This window comes from Microbacterium maritypicum MF109 (assembly GCF_000455825.1).
Classification (GTDB): domain Bacteria; phylum Actinomycetota; class Actinomycetes; order Actinomycetales; family Microbacteriaceae; genus Microbacterium; species Microbacterium maritypicum_A.
Genome location: NZ_ATAO01000217.1, coordinates 231,274 through 246,344 on the forward strand (window position 1 = coordinate 231,274; position 15,071 = coordinate 246,344).

The window sequence follows — 15,071 nt, forward strand, 5'->3', positions numbered from 1 at the left end:
GTCACGACGGATGCCGACGCCGACCGCTCACGGGGTGAGCCGGTGCAGATCGCGTGGGAAGAGCGTCACCTCCCGGATGTTCGACGCCTCGATGAGCCGCGACACCCAGCGCTCCAGGCCGATCGCGAAACCGCCATGCGGCGGCATCCCGTGGGCGAAGGCCGAGAGGTACGCGGAGTAGGCGTCGCGCGATTCACCCCGCGCCTCGATGGCCGCGGCGTACTCGGAGTGACGGTGCAGGCGTTGCCCGCCGGTCACGAGCTCGAGGCCACGGAAGATCAGGTCGAAGCTGTTGCTCCACCGCGGGTCGTCCGGTTGGGGGTGCGTGTAGAAGGGCCGCTTGCGCATCGGATACCCCTCCACGGCGAGCACGTCGCTGCCGTACCGCTCCTTCGCCCATTCGCCGAGAGCGCGCTCGTGCGCCGGAGCCAGGTCGGGCTCGTCGTCCGGGGCGCCGACCCGCCGCAGCGCGTCCTGGAAGTGGATCACCGGGATCTCGTCGGGGATCGTCGGAAGAGCGAGACCGAGGCGCTCGACGGCCTCCGCGCTCTCGGTGCGGATGCCGTCGATCATGCCGAGCAGGACCCGATGCAGCAGCGCGAGCACATCGCGATGGTCGCGGATGAAGCCCAGCTCGGCGTCGAGCGACACGTATTCGGCGAGGTGCCTCACCGTGTCGTGCGGCTCGGCTCGGAACACAGGCCCCGTCTCGTAGACGCGCTCGAAGACGCCGACCAGCTGCTGCTTGAAGAACTGCGGACTCTGCGCGAGGTAGGCGGTGGTGCCGAAGTAGTCGACGGGGAACACGTTGGCCCCCGACTCCGTGACGGAGTCAACGAGCTTGGGCGTCTGGATCTCGGTGAATCCCTCGGCGTCGAGCGTGTGACGGAATGCGCGCATGCTCGCCGCCGCCAGCTCCCACTTGGCACGCTGGGCAGGATGCCGCCAGGTCACCGCCGCATGGTCGAGCACGGTCGGAAGCGCGGCGTCGAGTGTGGGACGCCACAGCTCGACGACCGGGGTGCGCGCGGGCTCCGAGAGCAGGGTGATGTCGGGAGCGGTCACCTCGATGCCGCCGGGGGCATGCGCGTTCGCCGTGGCCGTACCTTCGATGCGCACGACCGTCTCCTCACCCGGCAGGCCGCCCTCCGGCAGCTGTTCGGGCCGGAACACGATCTGCGCGAGTCCGGTGCGGTCGCGCAGGATAAGGAACGACACGGTGGCGAGTTCCCTGCGCCGATGCACGTGTCCCATGAGGGTGATGCGCGCGCCAGGGGGCGTGAACGGAAGCCGGGCGGCGAGAGTGCGAGCGGGGTCGGATGGCGACATGATTCCTCCAGGTGGCGAAAGCCCTGGAGGTGCGGGCGGGGGCTAGATCGCGGTGCCACCACACCTTCGCCGATCGCTCATCGGCCTCTCGTCGATACGCCGGACGCGCGGGAGCCGCCTGCCCGAAGGCCGAGGGTCGTCACTCCCTCGCAGCTGCCGTCGCCATCGTAACATCGCGCTCACCCTCTCCCCCGGCGCGTGCTTCGCTCACGAGCACGGCCGCGACGCCGGCGGCGCACAGAACGAATCCGAGGAGCGTGATGACGGTGAGCGGCTCCCCGAGCAGCAGCGCTCCCGCGGCTGCGGTCGTCGGAGCGACCAGGAAGAGCAGCGCGTTCAATGCTGTGATGCCCACCCGGCGCAGCAGCCACCAGTACAGCCCGTAGGCGGCGAGAGTCGGGAAGGCGGCGGCGAATCCTGCGGCGAGCCAGAACGAGACGGATGCCGGGGGCGCGAGCGCTCCGAAGACCGCGGCGATGGGCACGAGTGCCACGGCCGTCACGGTCACGTGGATGGCCAGCGTGACGAGGGTGCCGGTCCGCGGCGCCGAGCGGCGCTGGAGGAACGTGCCGACGATCAGGCAGGCCATTGCCAGCGCCGGCCACACATAGCTGGACGGGTGCGCCTCCGAATCGTCGAGCTGCGACCGCACGACCAGGAGCACACCCGCCGCCCCGACGAGGAGTCCGGCCCACTGCACTCCGCGGACGCGCAGGCCCAGCAGCGGACCGACCAGGACCGCGACGATGAGCGGCTGCACGGCGTCGATCAGCGCGGTCGTCCCTGTCGCGACGCCCGCCGCGATCGCCGCATAGACCGATGCGCAGTAGCCGAACTGCGCGAAGAGGCCGATGAGCGCCTGCCGCCCGACATCGACGCGAGTGATGCCCTCGGAGGCCCCGGTGAGCGCCACGATGACGACCAGGATCACCGCGAGCGGCACGAACCGCCACACGAGCAGGGTCAGGGGTGCCACGGCCTCGACGGCGATCGCGGGCACGAGGAAGCCGGAGCTCCATGTCACGACGAACGCCGCGGAGGCCAGCACCGTCACCACGAGACGAAGTACACCGATCTGTTTACTCATCTCAATGACTATACAGGTCGGTGTAGTCAGAGCGGTATAGTAATGACATGGCCGTCCCGGTTCCCGAACTCGCCCCGCTCACCCCCGGCGCCACCCGTGTGCTCGACGCGGCGTCACGACTCTTCTATGAACGCGGCATCCATGCGGTCGGCGTCGACACCATCGCCGACGCGGCCGGGGTCACGAAGAAGACGCTCTACGATCGGTTCGGCTCGAAGGAAGCCCTGGTCGTCTCCTACCTCCAGCACCGCGACGCACTCTGGCGCGCGCACGTCGCCCGGCACCTCGACCGCACTCCCGAGCCCGGCATCGATCGGGTCCTCGCCGTGTTCGACGCGGCGATCACCTGGTCCGACGAGTACAGCCCGAAAGGGTGCAGTGCCATCAACGCCCGAGCGGAGATCGGCGACGGCCACGACGGCCACCCGGTCTTTCCCGAGGTGTCGCGGCAGAAGGCCTGGCTGCTGGAGCTGTTCTTCGAGCTGTGCCGCGAAGCGCACCTCTCGAAACCCGCCCTGATGTCGAAGGCCATGATGCTGCTCTACGAAGGTGCGATCGTCACGGTCGGGATGGAGACCTTCGCCGAGCCGTTCCAGGTGGCGCGAGAGCTGGCGCGCACCGCTCTGGAGCAGGACCGGCGCTGACCGACCCCGTCAGCCGATCGACCGCTGCGGAGCCACGGTCCGGCGACGGACGAGCGGCATCACGGCAGCGGCGACCACGACGATCGCGGCGACGAGCACCGCCGTGGTGAAGCCGCCGACGACCACCGCGGCGATCGTTCCCAGAACCGCGATCCCGAGACCGCCGCCCAGCGCGAAGCCGACCTCCTGGATCGCGCCGACCTGACCGGCGTCGTCTTCGGTGGTGACATCGAAGAGCGCGGTGGCCGCGAGCGTCGCCCCGATGCCGAAGCCGAAGCCGACGAGAGCCAGCGGCGCGGCGACGACCTCGGGATCGGTGAAGAGCCACGCCATTCCGCCGGCCTGCAGCAGCAGCGCACCGACGGTGAGCGCTTCGGCCCGCACCCAGCGGAGCGCGATCGGGGCGATCACTCCGCCGATCGCGATGGCTGCCGCCTGCGGGAGGATCGCGAGACCGGCCTCGGCGGCGCTCCATCCTCTCGTGTCCTGCAGGTGCAGGCTCACCAGGAGCACGGATGCCGAGGAGACGCCGCTCGCGACGAGGATGCGGGTGATGGCGGGACTGAATCCCGGGATCCCGAACAGGCGCATGTCGATGAGCGGTTCGGACAGCCTCCGCTGGCGAAGGACGAAGAACACGAGGCTGCCGACGGCGACCACTGCGGCGATCCCCGCCGGCACGGGGGCGACGAGCGCCTCGTGCAGGGCGAAGGCGAGCGCGCCGAGAGCCACGATCGACGTGGCGATGCTCGGAAGATCCCATGACGGCGCCCGGGAGCTGCGGGAATCGGGTACCAGCCAGAGGGCGAGCACGCCGGCGAGCACTGCCAGGGGCACACTCCCCAGCAGCAGCCAGCGCCATCCCGGCCCCTCCGCGAGGAACCCACCCAGAACCGGTCCCAGCGCACTGCCCACTCCGAACGTCGCCGTCCACAGCCCATACGCCAGCACCCGTTCCCTGGCGTGGTACTTCGCACCGATCGTGGCGACCACGCCGGCGACGACGAACGCCTCGGCGACGCCGAGGAGCGCCCGGACCGCGATGAGCAGCAGTCCGCTCTGCGCGAATCCGCCGACCGCGTTGAGCACCGCGAATCCGGCGAGGCCGATCAGCACGATCCGCTTCCGCCCGAAGGCGTCGCCGATCCGCGCCGCGAGGATGAGCGTCGCTGCGAGCGAGAGCGCGTAGACGTCGGCGAGCCAGAGACCCTCGGTGTCGCTGAGGGCGAGCTCGCCGCGGATGGCCGGAAGCGCCGTGGAGACGCTGCTGATGGTGAGCGCGCCGATCAGGATCCCGAGCAGCAGAGGCACCATCGCGAACCAGAGACGAAGGGTCGAACGCGCAGCGGTCACGGTGGGGGTGGAAGGCACGTGTTCAGTCTGTAAAGTACAGACAGAAGCTGCAAGTACGGTCATTCCTGTCACGTACTGACACTATGGATACTATGGACGACCGGCACGAGGAGGGTGCGATGAGGGAGAAGACCGAGCGGATCGTGCGCGACTGGTCGGAGTCATGCGACGCCGAGGTGTCGATAGCGGTCCTCGGCGGGGCCTGGAAGCCGAGCATCCTCACGCTTCTCGGCGAGCACGAGGTGCTGCGGTTCGGAGAACTCGGGCGCCTCTTGGAGAACCCCACCGCGCGCGTGCTCACCCGCCAGCTGCGCGAGCTGGAGGAGGACGGACTCATCACCCGCACGGTGTACCGGCAGGTGCCGCCGAAGGTCGAGTACCGCCTGAGCGCACTCGGCACGAGCGCCACCCCGCTGCTCCTCGAGCTCACACGGTGGGGCACCCAGTACGCCGAACAGCAGCGGGCCGCGACGATCGCCAGCGCACCCGACGACCGGGACGCCGTCGTCGCCTAGGCCGTCGCCTATTCGCTGTCGAGGAAGACCCCGACGCGCTCACCGTCGTACACGAACTGCAGCGCCGTCCCTGAAGGGAAGCGTTCACTCAGCTCCTTGGGAGCGTTGCTGTCGAACGGCACCTCGACGGTCACGGGGAACGTGCCCACGGCGCACCCCGTGTACATGGGTCCGTCGTAGCTCCAGCCCTCGGAGACGTCGAACTCGTCCTTCGCGGGCACCTGGTCCGCACGGAAGACCGTGAGACAGTTCGACCCGACAGAGCCGTTGTAGTATCCACCGGCGCTCTCCACGAGAGCCAGCCCGTAGAAGTCGAACACCGCCGAACTCGGTCCTGCCCCCATCCACCCGGCCGGAATCTCCAGGGTCGACGTCGATTCGAGCGTGGCGATCTGCGGAGCCCCCGACGAGGTGGCCACGGGCGAGATCTTCACGAGCGCGAACGTGATCGCCGCCGACACCGCGGCTGCAGCCACGATCGCGACCACCCACAGGATCCGGGTGGTCCGCACTGAGAACCAGGCCGCCAGACGCTCGGCCGGTTCCTCCTTCGGGGCGGCCTGCTCGGGCGGTTCGGCGCCGGAGCCGATGCCGGTGGCGTTGCTGGTGGCGGCGCCGTCGAACACGTCGAGCGCATCGTCACGCGCCTCCGGAGCGCCTCTCCCGAGCCGCGCCTCTCCCCGCCCGGACGCCACCGACAGAACCGGCTCGGGCTGCCGGACGACCTCCGGAACAGCCGCGACAGCATCGTCGGCAGCGGGCTTCGGCTGCCTCATCGCCTCCAGCTGCTGGAGGCGATGGAGCGCGGCCGGATCGTTCTCGATGTCCGCCGTCGGACCATAGGCGCGGGCCCGGAGGGCGCGAAGCTCGTCATCAGCCGCAGTGCTCATCTCCGGCATCGTCTCACAGGCCGGAGGATCAGCCGCAGAACGCCGAGGCCGAGTTCTTGAGCTGCTCGATGGCCTCGACCGTCTCCGGAGCCTGCAGGTCGGTCATGCCGCCGATCTGGGTCGCGCCCGAGCGGATCAGGTCGCCCAGCTGTCCGTCGACGTTCGACGCGAGCCCCTCGAGCGATGCGACGAGTTCATCGCGGGCGGCATCGGCCTGCTCCGCCGATACCTCGCCCTGATCGAGCAGCGTCTGGTACTGCCCGTAGGCGTCGTCGATCGTGGTGCAGGTCGCCTGGACGTCGATGCCCACGGCGTCGCCGGCCATCTGCGTCACCTGCGAGCACCCGGCGAGCAGCCCGGCGGCGAGTCCGGCAGCGAGAACGACGGGGAGGACCACGATTCGGCGCATGCCACGAGGGTAGCCGGTCCGCCTGACGGCCTCCTGCGCCGCGTGCGATCTCCTGCGGCGCGTGCGACCGCGGGCATGGAGCATGTGCACGGGCGCCCCCGTCTATCATCGCAAGCGCGCGATGGCCGAGGAGGTGGGCGCCTGATGAAGGTCATGCTCGTGGACGATGATGCGGAGATCCGCCTCGGTTTCACGACCGCCCTGCGACGCCGGGGCCACACCGTCGATACAGCCGAGGATGTCGCCTCGGCCCGCCGGCTCGCCGCACTCATCGTCCCGGATGTCGCGATCATCGACGTCATGCTCCCGGACGGCGACGGGTTCTCGCTGTGCCGAGAGATCCGCACCCGATGGGGCTTCCCGACCGTGATGCTCACCGCGCGAGACGAGGATGCAGACGTCGTCGTCGGCCTCGACGCCGGAGCCGACGACTACATCGCCAAGCCCGTCAGCGTGACCGTGCTCGAAGCACGCCTGCGGACGGTTCTGCGTCGCAGCTCCCGCCTCACCGTGGAGCCCCTGCGTGTCGGGTCGCTCGAACTGCACGAGGACTCCGCCGAGGCGCTGGCCGACGGCGAGCCCCTCCCGCTGAGCGCCACCGAGTTCCGGCTCCTCCATGAGCTGGCCCTGAATGACGGACACGCTCTGAGCCGCTCCCGACTGATCGATGCGGTCTGGGCGCAGTCGCCGCCCGACACCCCGCGGGTCGTGGACACCGCCATCCAGCGGCTGCGTGCCAAACTGACCGCAGCGAAGGTCTCGACGCCGCAGCTGGAGACCATCCGCGGGATCGGATACCGGCTGCGATGACCGCACGTCGTCGTCGCCCCACCCTCCGTGCGGCGATCGCGCTCGCCCTCGTGGGCAGCACGATCGCGGTGTCGGTCCTCGTCACCGGGGTCGTGGTGCTCACCGCGGGACGGATCGTCTACGAATCCCGGCAACAGGGGCTGCTCGACGAGTTCTCGACCACCGCGGACGCCCTGTTCACGTCCATCTCCACCGGGTCCCCCGAGGACACCTGGAAGTACTACGCCGAGATCCTTCCCGGCGAGACGGTCATCATCGACCTCGACAGCGGCCGGAGCGCGGGCGAGCTCCGGCCGGACCAGGTGCCGGATGCGCTCGCCATCGACGACACCCGTCGCTCCGGAGACCTGACGTCGCTGATGACCACGCTCGAAGGACGCGATGTCTTCTTCGTCTCCGTGGTGCGGGACGATCTCCCCCAGGACCCGAACGCCCGACTCGCCGTGGTCACGGCGTACTCGATGGAGCCGCAGCGGGAGCAGGTGCGGGAGCTCGTCATCTCCGGGGCGCTCCTGAGCGGCGGCGTGGTGGTGCTCGTCGTGCTGCTCGAACGCCTGCTCGGCGGAGCGTTGACACGCCCGCTCCGCCGTCTGGTCGACACCGCGCAGGCGGTCGGGTCCGGCGAGGGGCCACCGGCGTGGAAACCGTCGTTCGACGACGTCGACCGGGTGGCCGACGCTCTTCGCCTCTCCTCCGAACAGTTGGGGTCCACCATCGCGCAGCTGCAGCGCCGGGAAGCGGAGTCCCGACGGCTCGTCAGCGATGTCGCCCATGAGCTGCGCACGCCCCTCACGTCGATGATGGCGGTCGACGAACTCCTCGACGACGACGACGAGCAGACGACGGCGGAGGAGCGGGCGGTCGCCGCCGCGGTCGTACGCACCGGAACCCGCCGCCTGCATTCGCTGATCGAGCACCTGCTCGAACTCTCCCGCCTCGACGCCGGGGTCGCGCGCGTGCACCGCACGACCGTCTCTCTCCCCGATCTGCTGGACGACGTGATCGACGCGACAGGGGTCGATCACGTCGAGGTGTCGGTCTCCCCCGATCTCCGCATCCACACCGACCCCGCCCGGCTGCACACCGTGGTGGCGAACCTGCTCACGAACGCCTCCAGGCACGGGCGACCACCCCTCACCGTCCGGGTGCACGAAGACGGGAACGCGGTGCACATCGACGTCGGCGACCAGGGCCCCGGCATCGCCGAGGCCGACGCGGAGCGGGTGTTCGACCGCTTCGTCACCACCGACCGTTCGCGCCCCGACGGGGTGGGAACGGGGCTCGGTCTCGCGATCGCCCGCGACAACGCACGGCTCCTCGGCGGAGACCTCACACTCCTGGTCCGGTCTCCCGGGGCGACGTTCCGTGTGACCATGCCCCGCGTGTGACACTCGTGTGACATTCCTCCTCGACACTGGCCGTTCGCCGATGTCGAGAGGTCGTGCCCATGAGTCTTCCCCCGTCCCCTTCTCCGCGCAGACAGGCGTCTCCGAGCGGACAGCGCCGGAGACGCCTGCGGCGCTTCCTCACCCTGACCGCAATCGCCGTCCTGGTCATCGGCGGAGGAACGGTCGCGGTCGCGGCGATCCGGTTGTCGCAGAACGTCACCACGGTCGACCTGCACCCCGCACGCACGGACGAGCCACCCGTCGTCGCGGATTTCGACGGCGAGTTCGACGTGCTGCTCGTCGGTTCCGACGGTCGCGCAGGGCAGGGGGCACAGTACGGTGAGGGCGGCGACGTCGAAGGCAGCAGGAACGACGTGACGCTGCTGCTGCACGTGAACGAGTCGCACGACGCGGCCACCGTGATCTCCTTCCCGCGCGATCTGCTCGTCGACATGCCCGCATGCACCGACCCCGACTCCGGGAAGACCTGGGATGCCGGTCACCGGGTGCAGTTCAACGAGTCCCTCGCCCGCGGCGGACTGGGGTGCGTCGCCTCCACGGTCACGGCGCTGACCGGGATCGACCTCGCCTATGCCGCGGAGATCACCTTCACCGGGGTCATCGACGCCTCCAACGCCGTCGGCGGCGTGCCCATCTGCTTCGCCGGCCCGATCCATGATCGGCATTCCGGGCTGGAGATCCCCGCAGCGGGGACCTACGACCTCAGCGGAGAACAGGCCCTGGCGCTCCTGCGCTCCCGATACGGCGTCGGCGACGGGAGTGATCTCGCCCGCATCTCGACCCAGCAGGTGTTCCTGTCGTCCCTCGTGCGCACGCTGCGCGATCAGTCGACCCTGACGGACCCGGTGAAGCTGTACGGGATCGCCGATGCCGCGACGCGGAACATGACCCTCTCCACGCCGCTCGCCGACCTGGGAACGCTCGCGTCGATGGCGAAGGTCTTCAGCGACCTCCCCCTCGAGAACATCGCATTCGTGTCGTACCCGCACCTTCCCGCGGGCGACCGCGTGGTCCCCGACGAGCAGGCCGCCGCTGTGCTGATGGAACGGGTGAAGGCCGGCGAGACGGTGAACATCAGCGCCGACCACACCGGCCGTGGCAGCGAGCTGTCGGCTCCGAGCGCCCCGCCGTCCGCTGATCCCGACGAGCCGACGACCCCGCCGGACACCGAGACGCAGCCCGAGAACCTGCCCGGGAACATCGACGGGCAGAGTGCGGCGCAGGACACCTGCGTGCGCCCGTACTCCGGATAGCGTCGCGACTGCGGCTCAGCGGGTGCGGTCAGGCGGATCCAGCGGCACCCGCATGTTGAGGATGATCAGCGCCACTCCCCCGATCGCGGAGATCGCTGCGGGGATCCAGAACAGCTGCGGCAAGCCCAGCCACAGCGAGCCGATGCTCCCCACGAAGCCGCCGACCGCGGCGTTGATCGCATAGGAGCTCATGAAGACGCTGGTCGCCATGCCCACACGTGCCGGAACCAGTCGCTGAGCCACCGTGATGCCCAGCACGCCGAACGTCGCGATCACACCGGCCATGAGCACCTGTCCGACGATGAGAGGGACGATGTGCGGCGCGATCAGACCGGCGGACGCGTAGGAGATGTGGGCGGCGACCGCCATCAGGGCGCCGACGAAGAGGACGCGTGTGGTCCCGTACCGAGTCGCGAGTCTCGCGGCGAACGGCATCAGGAGCAGCTCGACGAGGGGCTGGAAGCCGATGATCGCACCGCGCACCCCGGCATCGACGGCGAGCTCACCGTCCATGTACAGCGGCAGGTAGGCGAGCTTGACCGTCTCACCGCACATGATGAGCACGTAGATCGCGGTGAAGACGAGCAGCGGGAGCATCGAACGCGGATGCGGCACGGGCGGCGCGACCGAGACCGGAGCGGCGCCACCGGGCTCGCGGATGGGCGTCGACGGCGCCCTGCGCGCGGCCGCCGAGTCGGTCTTCACCCCGATCAGCGGCACCAGCGAGAGCAGCACGCAGAGTCCTGTGACCAGCAGCAGGGGACGCAAGCCGATGACCGCGCCGAGCACGGCGCCGATGACCGGGCCGACGATCCACCCGAACGCCATGGCCATCCGCATCACCGCGACGACCTCGTTGTCCGCCGGAGTCGATCTCCGATTCAGTTCGTCTCTCACCGCGGCCTGCAGTTGCGCCGCACCGGCACCCGCCGTGCTCAACAGGAGCATGTTGATGGCGAACGGCATCCACGCCTGCATCGCGACGGCCATGAGGACCCAACCGAGGAAGCCGGCGAGCGCGGACAGGCGGAAGACCAGCAGTCGCGAGCCGGCGCGGTCCGACAGCGAGCCCACGAGATACCCGGCGATCGGAGCGGTGAGGTTGGTCAGGAAGTAGAGACCGGCCTGCGCCGTCGAGAGATGGAGTTCCCCCACGAGGAACAGGGTGATCTGCGGGATCGTGACCGAGATCCCGATTCCGGAGATGACGAGGCTGACGAACACGCCGCGCAACAACCTCGAGCGGAGGATGTAGCGCGAGGCGGAAACGGGGCTGCCCGATGGGTCCGCGGTTCCTGATTGCCGAGCCGCCACGCGGAACCATCCTCATTGCCGTACGAAAGGGGGAAACGGCAATGCTATCGAGGGGGGACGCGGGCGGAAGACGGTCAGGAGTTGCCGGCCGTCGACTCCAGCTTCGCCATTACCTGGTTGATCGTGAACGACGCCGATTCCTGCCGTGCCGGGAACTCGACGAGCGTCTGCAGCATCCGCGCGACGTACGCCTGTGCCGGGACGAACAGGAAGACGTGGTCGAGCACCCAATCCCAATAGGTGTTCGATGTGATGTCGGCACGCTCGTATGGATCGGTGCGGAGGTTGAACAGCTTCGGGAAGCGCAGTTCGATGTAGGGCTCCTGCCACACCTGCAGCGTCCCCACGGCACGCTGCTCGAGGAACACGAGCTTCCAGTTCTCGAAGCGCAGCGCCGTGAGGTCGCCGTCGTCCGAGACGTAGAAGAAGTGTCGACGTGGGCTGTGCTCGACGGCACCCGTTATGTAGTCCAGCTGGTTGTTCCCGTCCAGGTGCACCGTGAAGTCCGTGCCGTGCAGCTCGGTTCCCGCCTTCAGCCGCTCGGCGATATCGGTGTCTCCGACGGCGGCCAACAGCGTGACGAACCAATCGTTGTGGCTCACGATGCCGTTGAGCGTCGTACCGGCGGGAATGTGTCCGGGCCAGCGGACCATCGCGGGCACGCGGTACGCGCCCTCCCAGTTGGAGTTCTTCTCATTGCGGAACGGGGTCATACCCGCATCCGGCCAGCTGTTCATGTGCGGGCCGTTGTCGGTGGAGTACATGACGATCGTGTTCTCGGCGAGCCCGAGCTCGTCGAGCAGGTCGAGCAGACTCCCCACGACGTCATCATGGTCGAGCATCGTGTCGTGATAGTTGGACTGCCAACGCCCGGCCCGCCCCTTGCTCTCCTCCTTGGTGTGGGTGCGGAAGTGCATGTGCGTCGAGTTGAACCAGACGAAGAAGGGCGTATCATCCTCGGCCTGGGCGCGGATGAAGTCGGCGGCCGCATCGCGGAACTCCTCGTCGACGGTCTCCATGCGCTTCTTCGTCAACGGACCGGTGTCCTCGATCCGCTGGGTGCCGTCCTCGTTCGCCCACGAGTGGAGCACACCCCGCGGGCGGAACTTCTCACTGAAGCCCGGGAATTCCTCGTCGGTCGGATAGTCGGGGTGCTCCGGCTCCTCCTCGGCATTGAGGTGGTACAGGTTGCCGAAGAACTCGTCGAAGCCGTGCGCGGTCGGCAGATGCTCGTCACGGTCACCGAGGTGGTTCTTGCCGAACTGACCGGTGGCGTAGCCGTGGTGCTTGAGCGCGTCGGCGATCGTGGGGTCTTCGGGCTGCAGACCCAGCTTCGCCCCCGGCATCCCGACCTTGGTGAGTCCGGTGCGATACGGGTTCTGGCCGGTGATGAAGGCCGCGCGCCCCGCGGTGCAGCTCTGCTCGCCGTAGTAGTCGGTGAATTTCACACCCTCGTCGGCAATACGGTCGATGTTCGGCGTCCGATAGCCCATGAGGCCGTCTGAGTACGTGCTCAGGTTGCTGATGCCGATGTCATCGCCCCAGATGATGAGGATGTTGGGCTTGTCAGCCATGACGACTCCTTGCTTCGACGCGTGAGACGGGGCGATCGCCCTCGCTCGAAGCCAAGCACCTTCTCGCGGCTGCGCCCAGGGCGCCTCACTCGGAGCGGGTGAGACGGAATCCGATGTGCGACATACCGGTGTCCTCGGCCTGCGGCGAGCGCGCAGCCGGGCGGAAGCGCAGGCAGTAGTCCGGTGAGCAGAGGTGCGACCCACCCTTGAGCACGCGGCGCGGGATGTCGGGGAAACCCTCCTGCGCGCTGGCGACGGCGAGCAGGTTGGTGCGCTTGCCGGCGTCGACGGGGGTGTCGGAGAGGCGGATGTGCCGAGGGGTGTAGAAGTCGGTCGTCCACTCCCAGACGTTCGCGATCATGTCGTAGAGGCCGTAGCCGTTCGGGGGGTACGAGCCGACCGGCGCCGTACCTCCCACGCCCTGGTTGTCGTAGGGGAAACGTCCGAGCCACGAGTTCGCCTGGGCGATGCCGCCCGGGTAGGCCTCGTCGCCCCAGGCGAAGGGGGCGCCGTCCACTCCCCCGCGTGCCGCGTACTCGTGCTCGGCTTCGGTGGGCAGCCGCATCCCCACCCAGTCGGCGTAGGCGACCGCGTCTTCGAACGCGACATGCACGACCGGATGCTGCAGGCGATCGTCGATCGTCGAGTCGGGTCCGAACGGACGACGCCAGTACGCGCCGGGCTGCCAGCGCCACCAATTGCGCCAATCGCCCAGGTTCGTCGGCCCGGAGGTCGGTGTGAACACCATCGCGCCCGGCACGAGATCGGCGGGATCGGCGCCGGGGAACGCGGCAGGATCGAGCTCGCGCTCGGCGACGGTGACGTACCCGGTGGCGTCGACGAACTCGGCGTACTGTGCGTTCGTCACCTGGTAGCGGTCGATGAAGAACGAAGCGACCTCACGCCGGTGCGCCGGGCGCTCGTCGGGATAGAAGTCGTCTGACCCCATCAGGAAGGTCCCGCCCGGGATGTGGACCATATCGCGCGCGTTCGTCACGTGCTCAGCGTAGTGTCCGGGCTCTGCGACATCCGGACCGATCTGGAAAGATCATCCGCATGATCACCGTTCATCTGCGCTACGAGATCGACCCCGACAAGCTGGACGACTTCACCGAGTACGGGCGCACCTGGATCCGGCTCGTGGAGAAGCACGGCGGCACCCACCACGGCTACTTCCTGCCGAGCGAAGGCGACAGCGACGAGGCCTTCGCCCTGTTCACCTTCCCGTCCCTCGCGGAGTACGAGGTCTACCGGACGGCCTCGAAGACCGACCCGGAGTGCGTCGAGGCGTTCGACTTCGCGCGCAGGACGCGGTGCATCCGCCGCTATGAGCGCCGCTTCCTCAGTCCGGTCTTCGAGGGGGTGTAGGCATGAACCCGCCGGCCGTCGACGTCTCGGCGCTCACGGACGTCGCCACGCTGTCGACCCCGCGACTTCGCCTCGAACCCCTGGGCGTCGCCCACCTCGACGGCGTGTGGGAAGGGTTGCTCGACGACGAGAGCATGCGGCTCACGGGCACGCGTCAGGTGTTCACCCGCGAGGCGGTGGTGCGACACCTCGATTCCCTCGCCGACCGCGACGACCGCGCCGACTGGGCGATCATCGAGCTCGGCTCCGAGGAGTACGTCGGCGAGATCGTCCTCAACGAGCTGGAGCCGGACGATGCGTCGATGAACTTCCGCATCGCGCTGAATCCCGGCCGGCTCGGGCGCGGCTTCGGCACCGAGGCGACCCGCGCCGTTCTCGATCACGCGTTCGACCGCATCGGGCTTCACCGCGTGAGTCTCGACGTCTTCTCGTTCAACCCCCGCGCGCAGCGCTCCTACGAAAAGGCAGGGTTCCGGTACGAGGGCCGCCAACGCGACACGCTGTTCTGGGACGGCGAGTGGGTCGACTCGATCCTCATGTCGGTCTTGAGCACCGACGAGCGGCCCGCCGCTCCCGAAGCCGTTGACATCGCGGATCGCCCCGAGAGAACCGCGGTTCCGCGGCCCCTGAGCGACTTCCCGTTGCACGCGTCCGTCGCCGTGTCGGACATCGACCGCGCCGTCACCTTCTATGAGGGCACTCTGCGGCTCCCCCTGGCACGGTCGGGCCCGAGCGCGCGGATCTCGGGCGGCAGTCGCGTCTATCGCTCAGGCGGCGACGAGGCATTGCACGTCTATCAGTCGACGACCGCAGGCACCTCGCACGCGACCGTCGCGACCTGGTACGTCGACGACCTGGATCAGGTCGTCGACGCACTCGCGGCGAACGGCGTCGATTTCCTGCGCTACGACGGACTGAGCCACGACGCTCGGGGCATCACGGCGAGGGCCGGCGGAGGGCGGATCGTGTGGTTCGCAGACCCCGATGGCAACACGTTCGCCCTGGAGAGCGACCGCTGATCGCCGCTGCTCCAACGCGGGTCCTTCGGAAGTACCGGCGGGGCCGGGTCGGAGGTGCCGGCGCCGGGCTGCGGTCAAGACGAGGCCCGACCGGCGA

At 68.9% G+C, this 15,071-nt stretch carries 15 protein-coding genes; 7 read left to right on the top strand and 8 right to left on the bottom strand.

Annotated features, from left to right (window positions below):
• Positions 1-27: 27 nt before the first annotated feature.
• Positions 28-1,329: an aspartate--tRNA(Asn) ligase gene (gene aspS / locus L687_RS38965; RefSeq protein ID WP_021201265.1), complete on the bottom strand. Its 1,302-nt coding sequence runs from the start codon at positions 1,327-1,329 to the stop codon at positions 28-30.
• A gap of 139 nt (positions 1,330-1,468) precedes the next feature.
• Complete coding sequence (locus L687_RS38970) at positions 1,469-2,416, bottom strand: DMT family transporter (RefSeq protein ID WP_208323798.1); 948 nt, start codon at positions 2,414-2,416, stop codon at positions 1,469-1,471.
• 47 nt (positions 2,417-2,463) lie between these two features.
• Here L687_RS38970 and L687_RS38975 point away from each other — a divergent pair, with 47 nt between their 5' ends.
• Positions 2,464-3,060, top strand: coding sequence for a TetR/AcrR family transcriptional regulator (locus L687_RS38975; RefSeq protein WP_021201267.1), 597 nt, complete (start codon positions 2,464-2,466; stop codon positions 3,058-3,060).
• Positions 3,061-3,069: 9 nt separating this feature from the next.
• Here the strand turns inward: L687_RS38975 and L687_RS38980 are convergent, their stop codons facing one another.
• The gene (locus L687_RS38980; RefSeq protein ID WP_167540719.1) at positions 3,070-4,431 is read right to left on the bottom strand and encodes an MFS transporter; all 1,362 of its coding nucleotides are present in this window, start codon (positions 4,429-4,431) and stop codon (positions 3,070-3,072) included.
• 101 nt (positions 4,432-4,532) lie between these two features.
• Between L687_RS38980 and L687_RS38985 the strand changes: the two genes are divergently transcribed.
• Positions 4,533-4,928, top strand: a complete 396-nt coding sequence (locus L687_RS38985) for a winged helix-turn-helix transcriptional regulator (RefSeq protein ID WP_031208053.1) — start codon at positions 4,533-4,535, stop codon at positions 4,926-4,928.
• Between the two features lie 8 nt (positions 4,929-4,936).
• Here the strand turns inward: L687_RS38985 and L687_RS38990 are convergent, their stop codons facing one another.
• The gene (locus L687_RS38990; RefSeq protein WP_021201270.1) at positions 4,937-5,818 is read right to left on the bottom strand and encodes a hypothetical protein; all 882 of its coding nucleotides are present in this window, start codon (positions 5,816-5,818) and stop codon (positions 4,937-4,939) included.
• 28 nt (positions 5,819-5,846) lie between these two features.
• Positions 5,847-6,227 carry a hypothetical protein gene (locus L687_RS38995; protein WP_021201271.1) on the bottom strand — a complete coding sequence of 127 codons (381 nt, stop codon included), beginning with the start codon at positions 6,225-6,227 and terminating at the stop codon, positions 5,847-5,849.
• A gap of 144 nt (positions 6,228-6,371) precedes the next feature.
• Here L687_RS38995 and L687_RS39000 point away from each other — a divergent pair, with 144 nt between their 5' ends.
• Genes L687_RS39000 through L687_RS39005 form a run of 3 tightly spaced genes read left to right on the top strand, consistent with a single transcriptional unit; the run spans position 6,372 to position 9,699 of the window.
• Complete coding sequence (locus L687_RS39000; protein ID WP_021201272.1) at positions 6,372-7,037, top strand: response regulator transcription factor; 666 nt, start codon at positions 6,372-6,374, stop codon at positions 7,035-7,037.
• Positions 7,034-8,425 (top strand): sensor histidine kinase, encoded by a 1,392-nt coding sequence (locus L687_RS41995; RefSeq protein ID WP_021201273.1) that lies wholly within the window; start codon positions 7,034-7,036, stop codon positions 8,423-8,425. The genes L687_RS39000 and L687_RS41995 overlap by 4 nt, the downstream gene beginning before the upstream one ends.
• Before the next feature lie 59 nt (positions 8,426-8,484).
• Positions 8,485-9,699 (top strand): LCP family protein, encoded by a 1,215-nt coding sequence (locus L687_RS39005; RefSeq protein ID WP_021201274.1) that lies wholly within the window; start codon positions 8,485-8,487, stop codon positions 9,697-9,699.
• Between the two features lie 15 nt (positions 9,700-9,714).
• Here the strand turns inward: L687_RS39005 and L687_RS39010 are convergent, their stop codons facing one another.
• The 3 genes from L687_RS39010 to L687_RS39020 all read right to left on the bottom strand — a co-directional run bounded on the left by L687_RS39010 (position 9,715) and on the right by L687_RS39020 (position 13,566).
• Positions 9,715-10,923: an MFS transporter gene (locus L687_RS39010; protein WP_167540720.1), complete on the bottom strand. Its 1,209-nt coding sequence runs from the start codon at positions 10,921-10,923 to the stop codon at positions 9,715-9,717.
• A 164-nt stretch (positions 10,924-11,087) separates the two neighbouring features.
• A complete protein-coding gene (locus L687_RS39015) occupies positions 11,088-12,587 on the bottom strand; it encodes an arylsulfatase (protein ID WP_021201276.1) in 1,500 nt (499 codons plus the stop codon).
• A gap of 85 nt (positions 12,588-12,672) precedes the next feature.
• Entirely contained in the window at positions 12,673-13,566 is an 894-nt protein-coding gene (locus tag L687_RS39020) for a formylglycine-generating enzyme family protein (RefSeq protein ID WP_021201277.1), read from the bottom strand.
• 77 nt (positions 13,567-13,643) lie between these two features.
• Here L687_RS39020 and L687_RS39025 point away from each other — a divergent pair, with 77 nt between their 5' ends.
• Both L687_RS39025 and L687_RS43185 read left to right on the top strand, forming a co-directional pair.
• Complete coding sequence (locus L687_RS39025) at positions 13,644-13,955, top strand: NIPSNAP family protein (RefSeq protein WP_021201278.1); 312 nt, start codon at positions 13,644-13,646, stop codon at positions 13,953-13,955.
• 2 nt (positions 13,956-13,957) lie between these two features.
• Positions 13,958-14,974: a GNAT family N-acetyltransferase gene (locus L687_RS43185; RefSeq protein WP_021201279.1), complete on the top strand. Its 1,017-nt coding sequence runs from the start codon at positions 13,958-13,960 to the stop codon at positions 14,972-14,974.
• Positions 14,975-15,071: the final 97 nt, after the last annotated feature.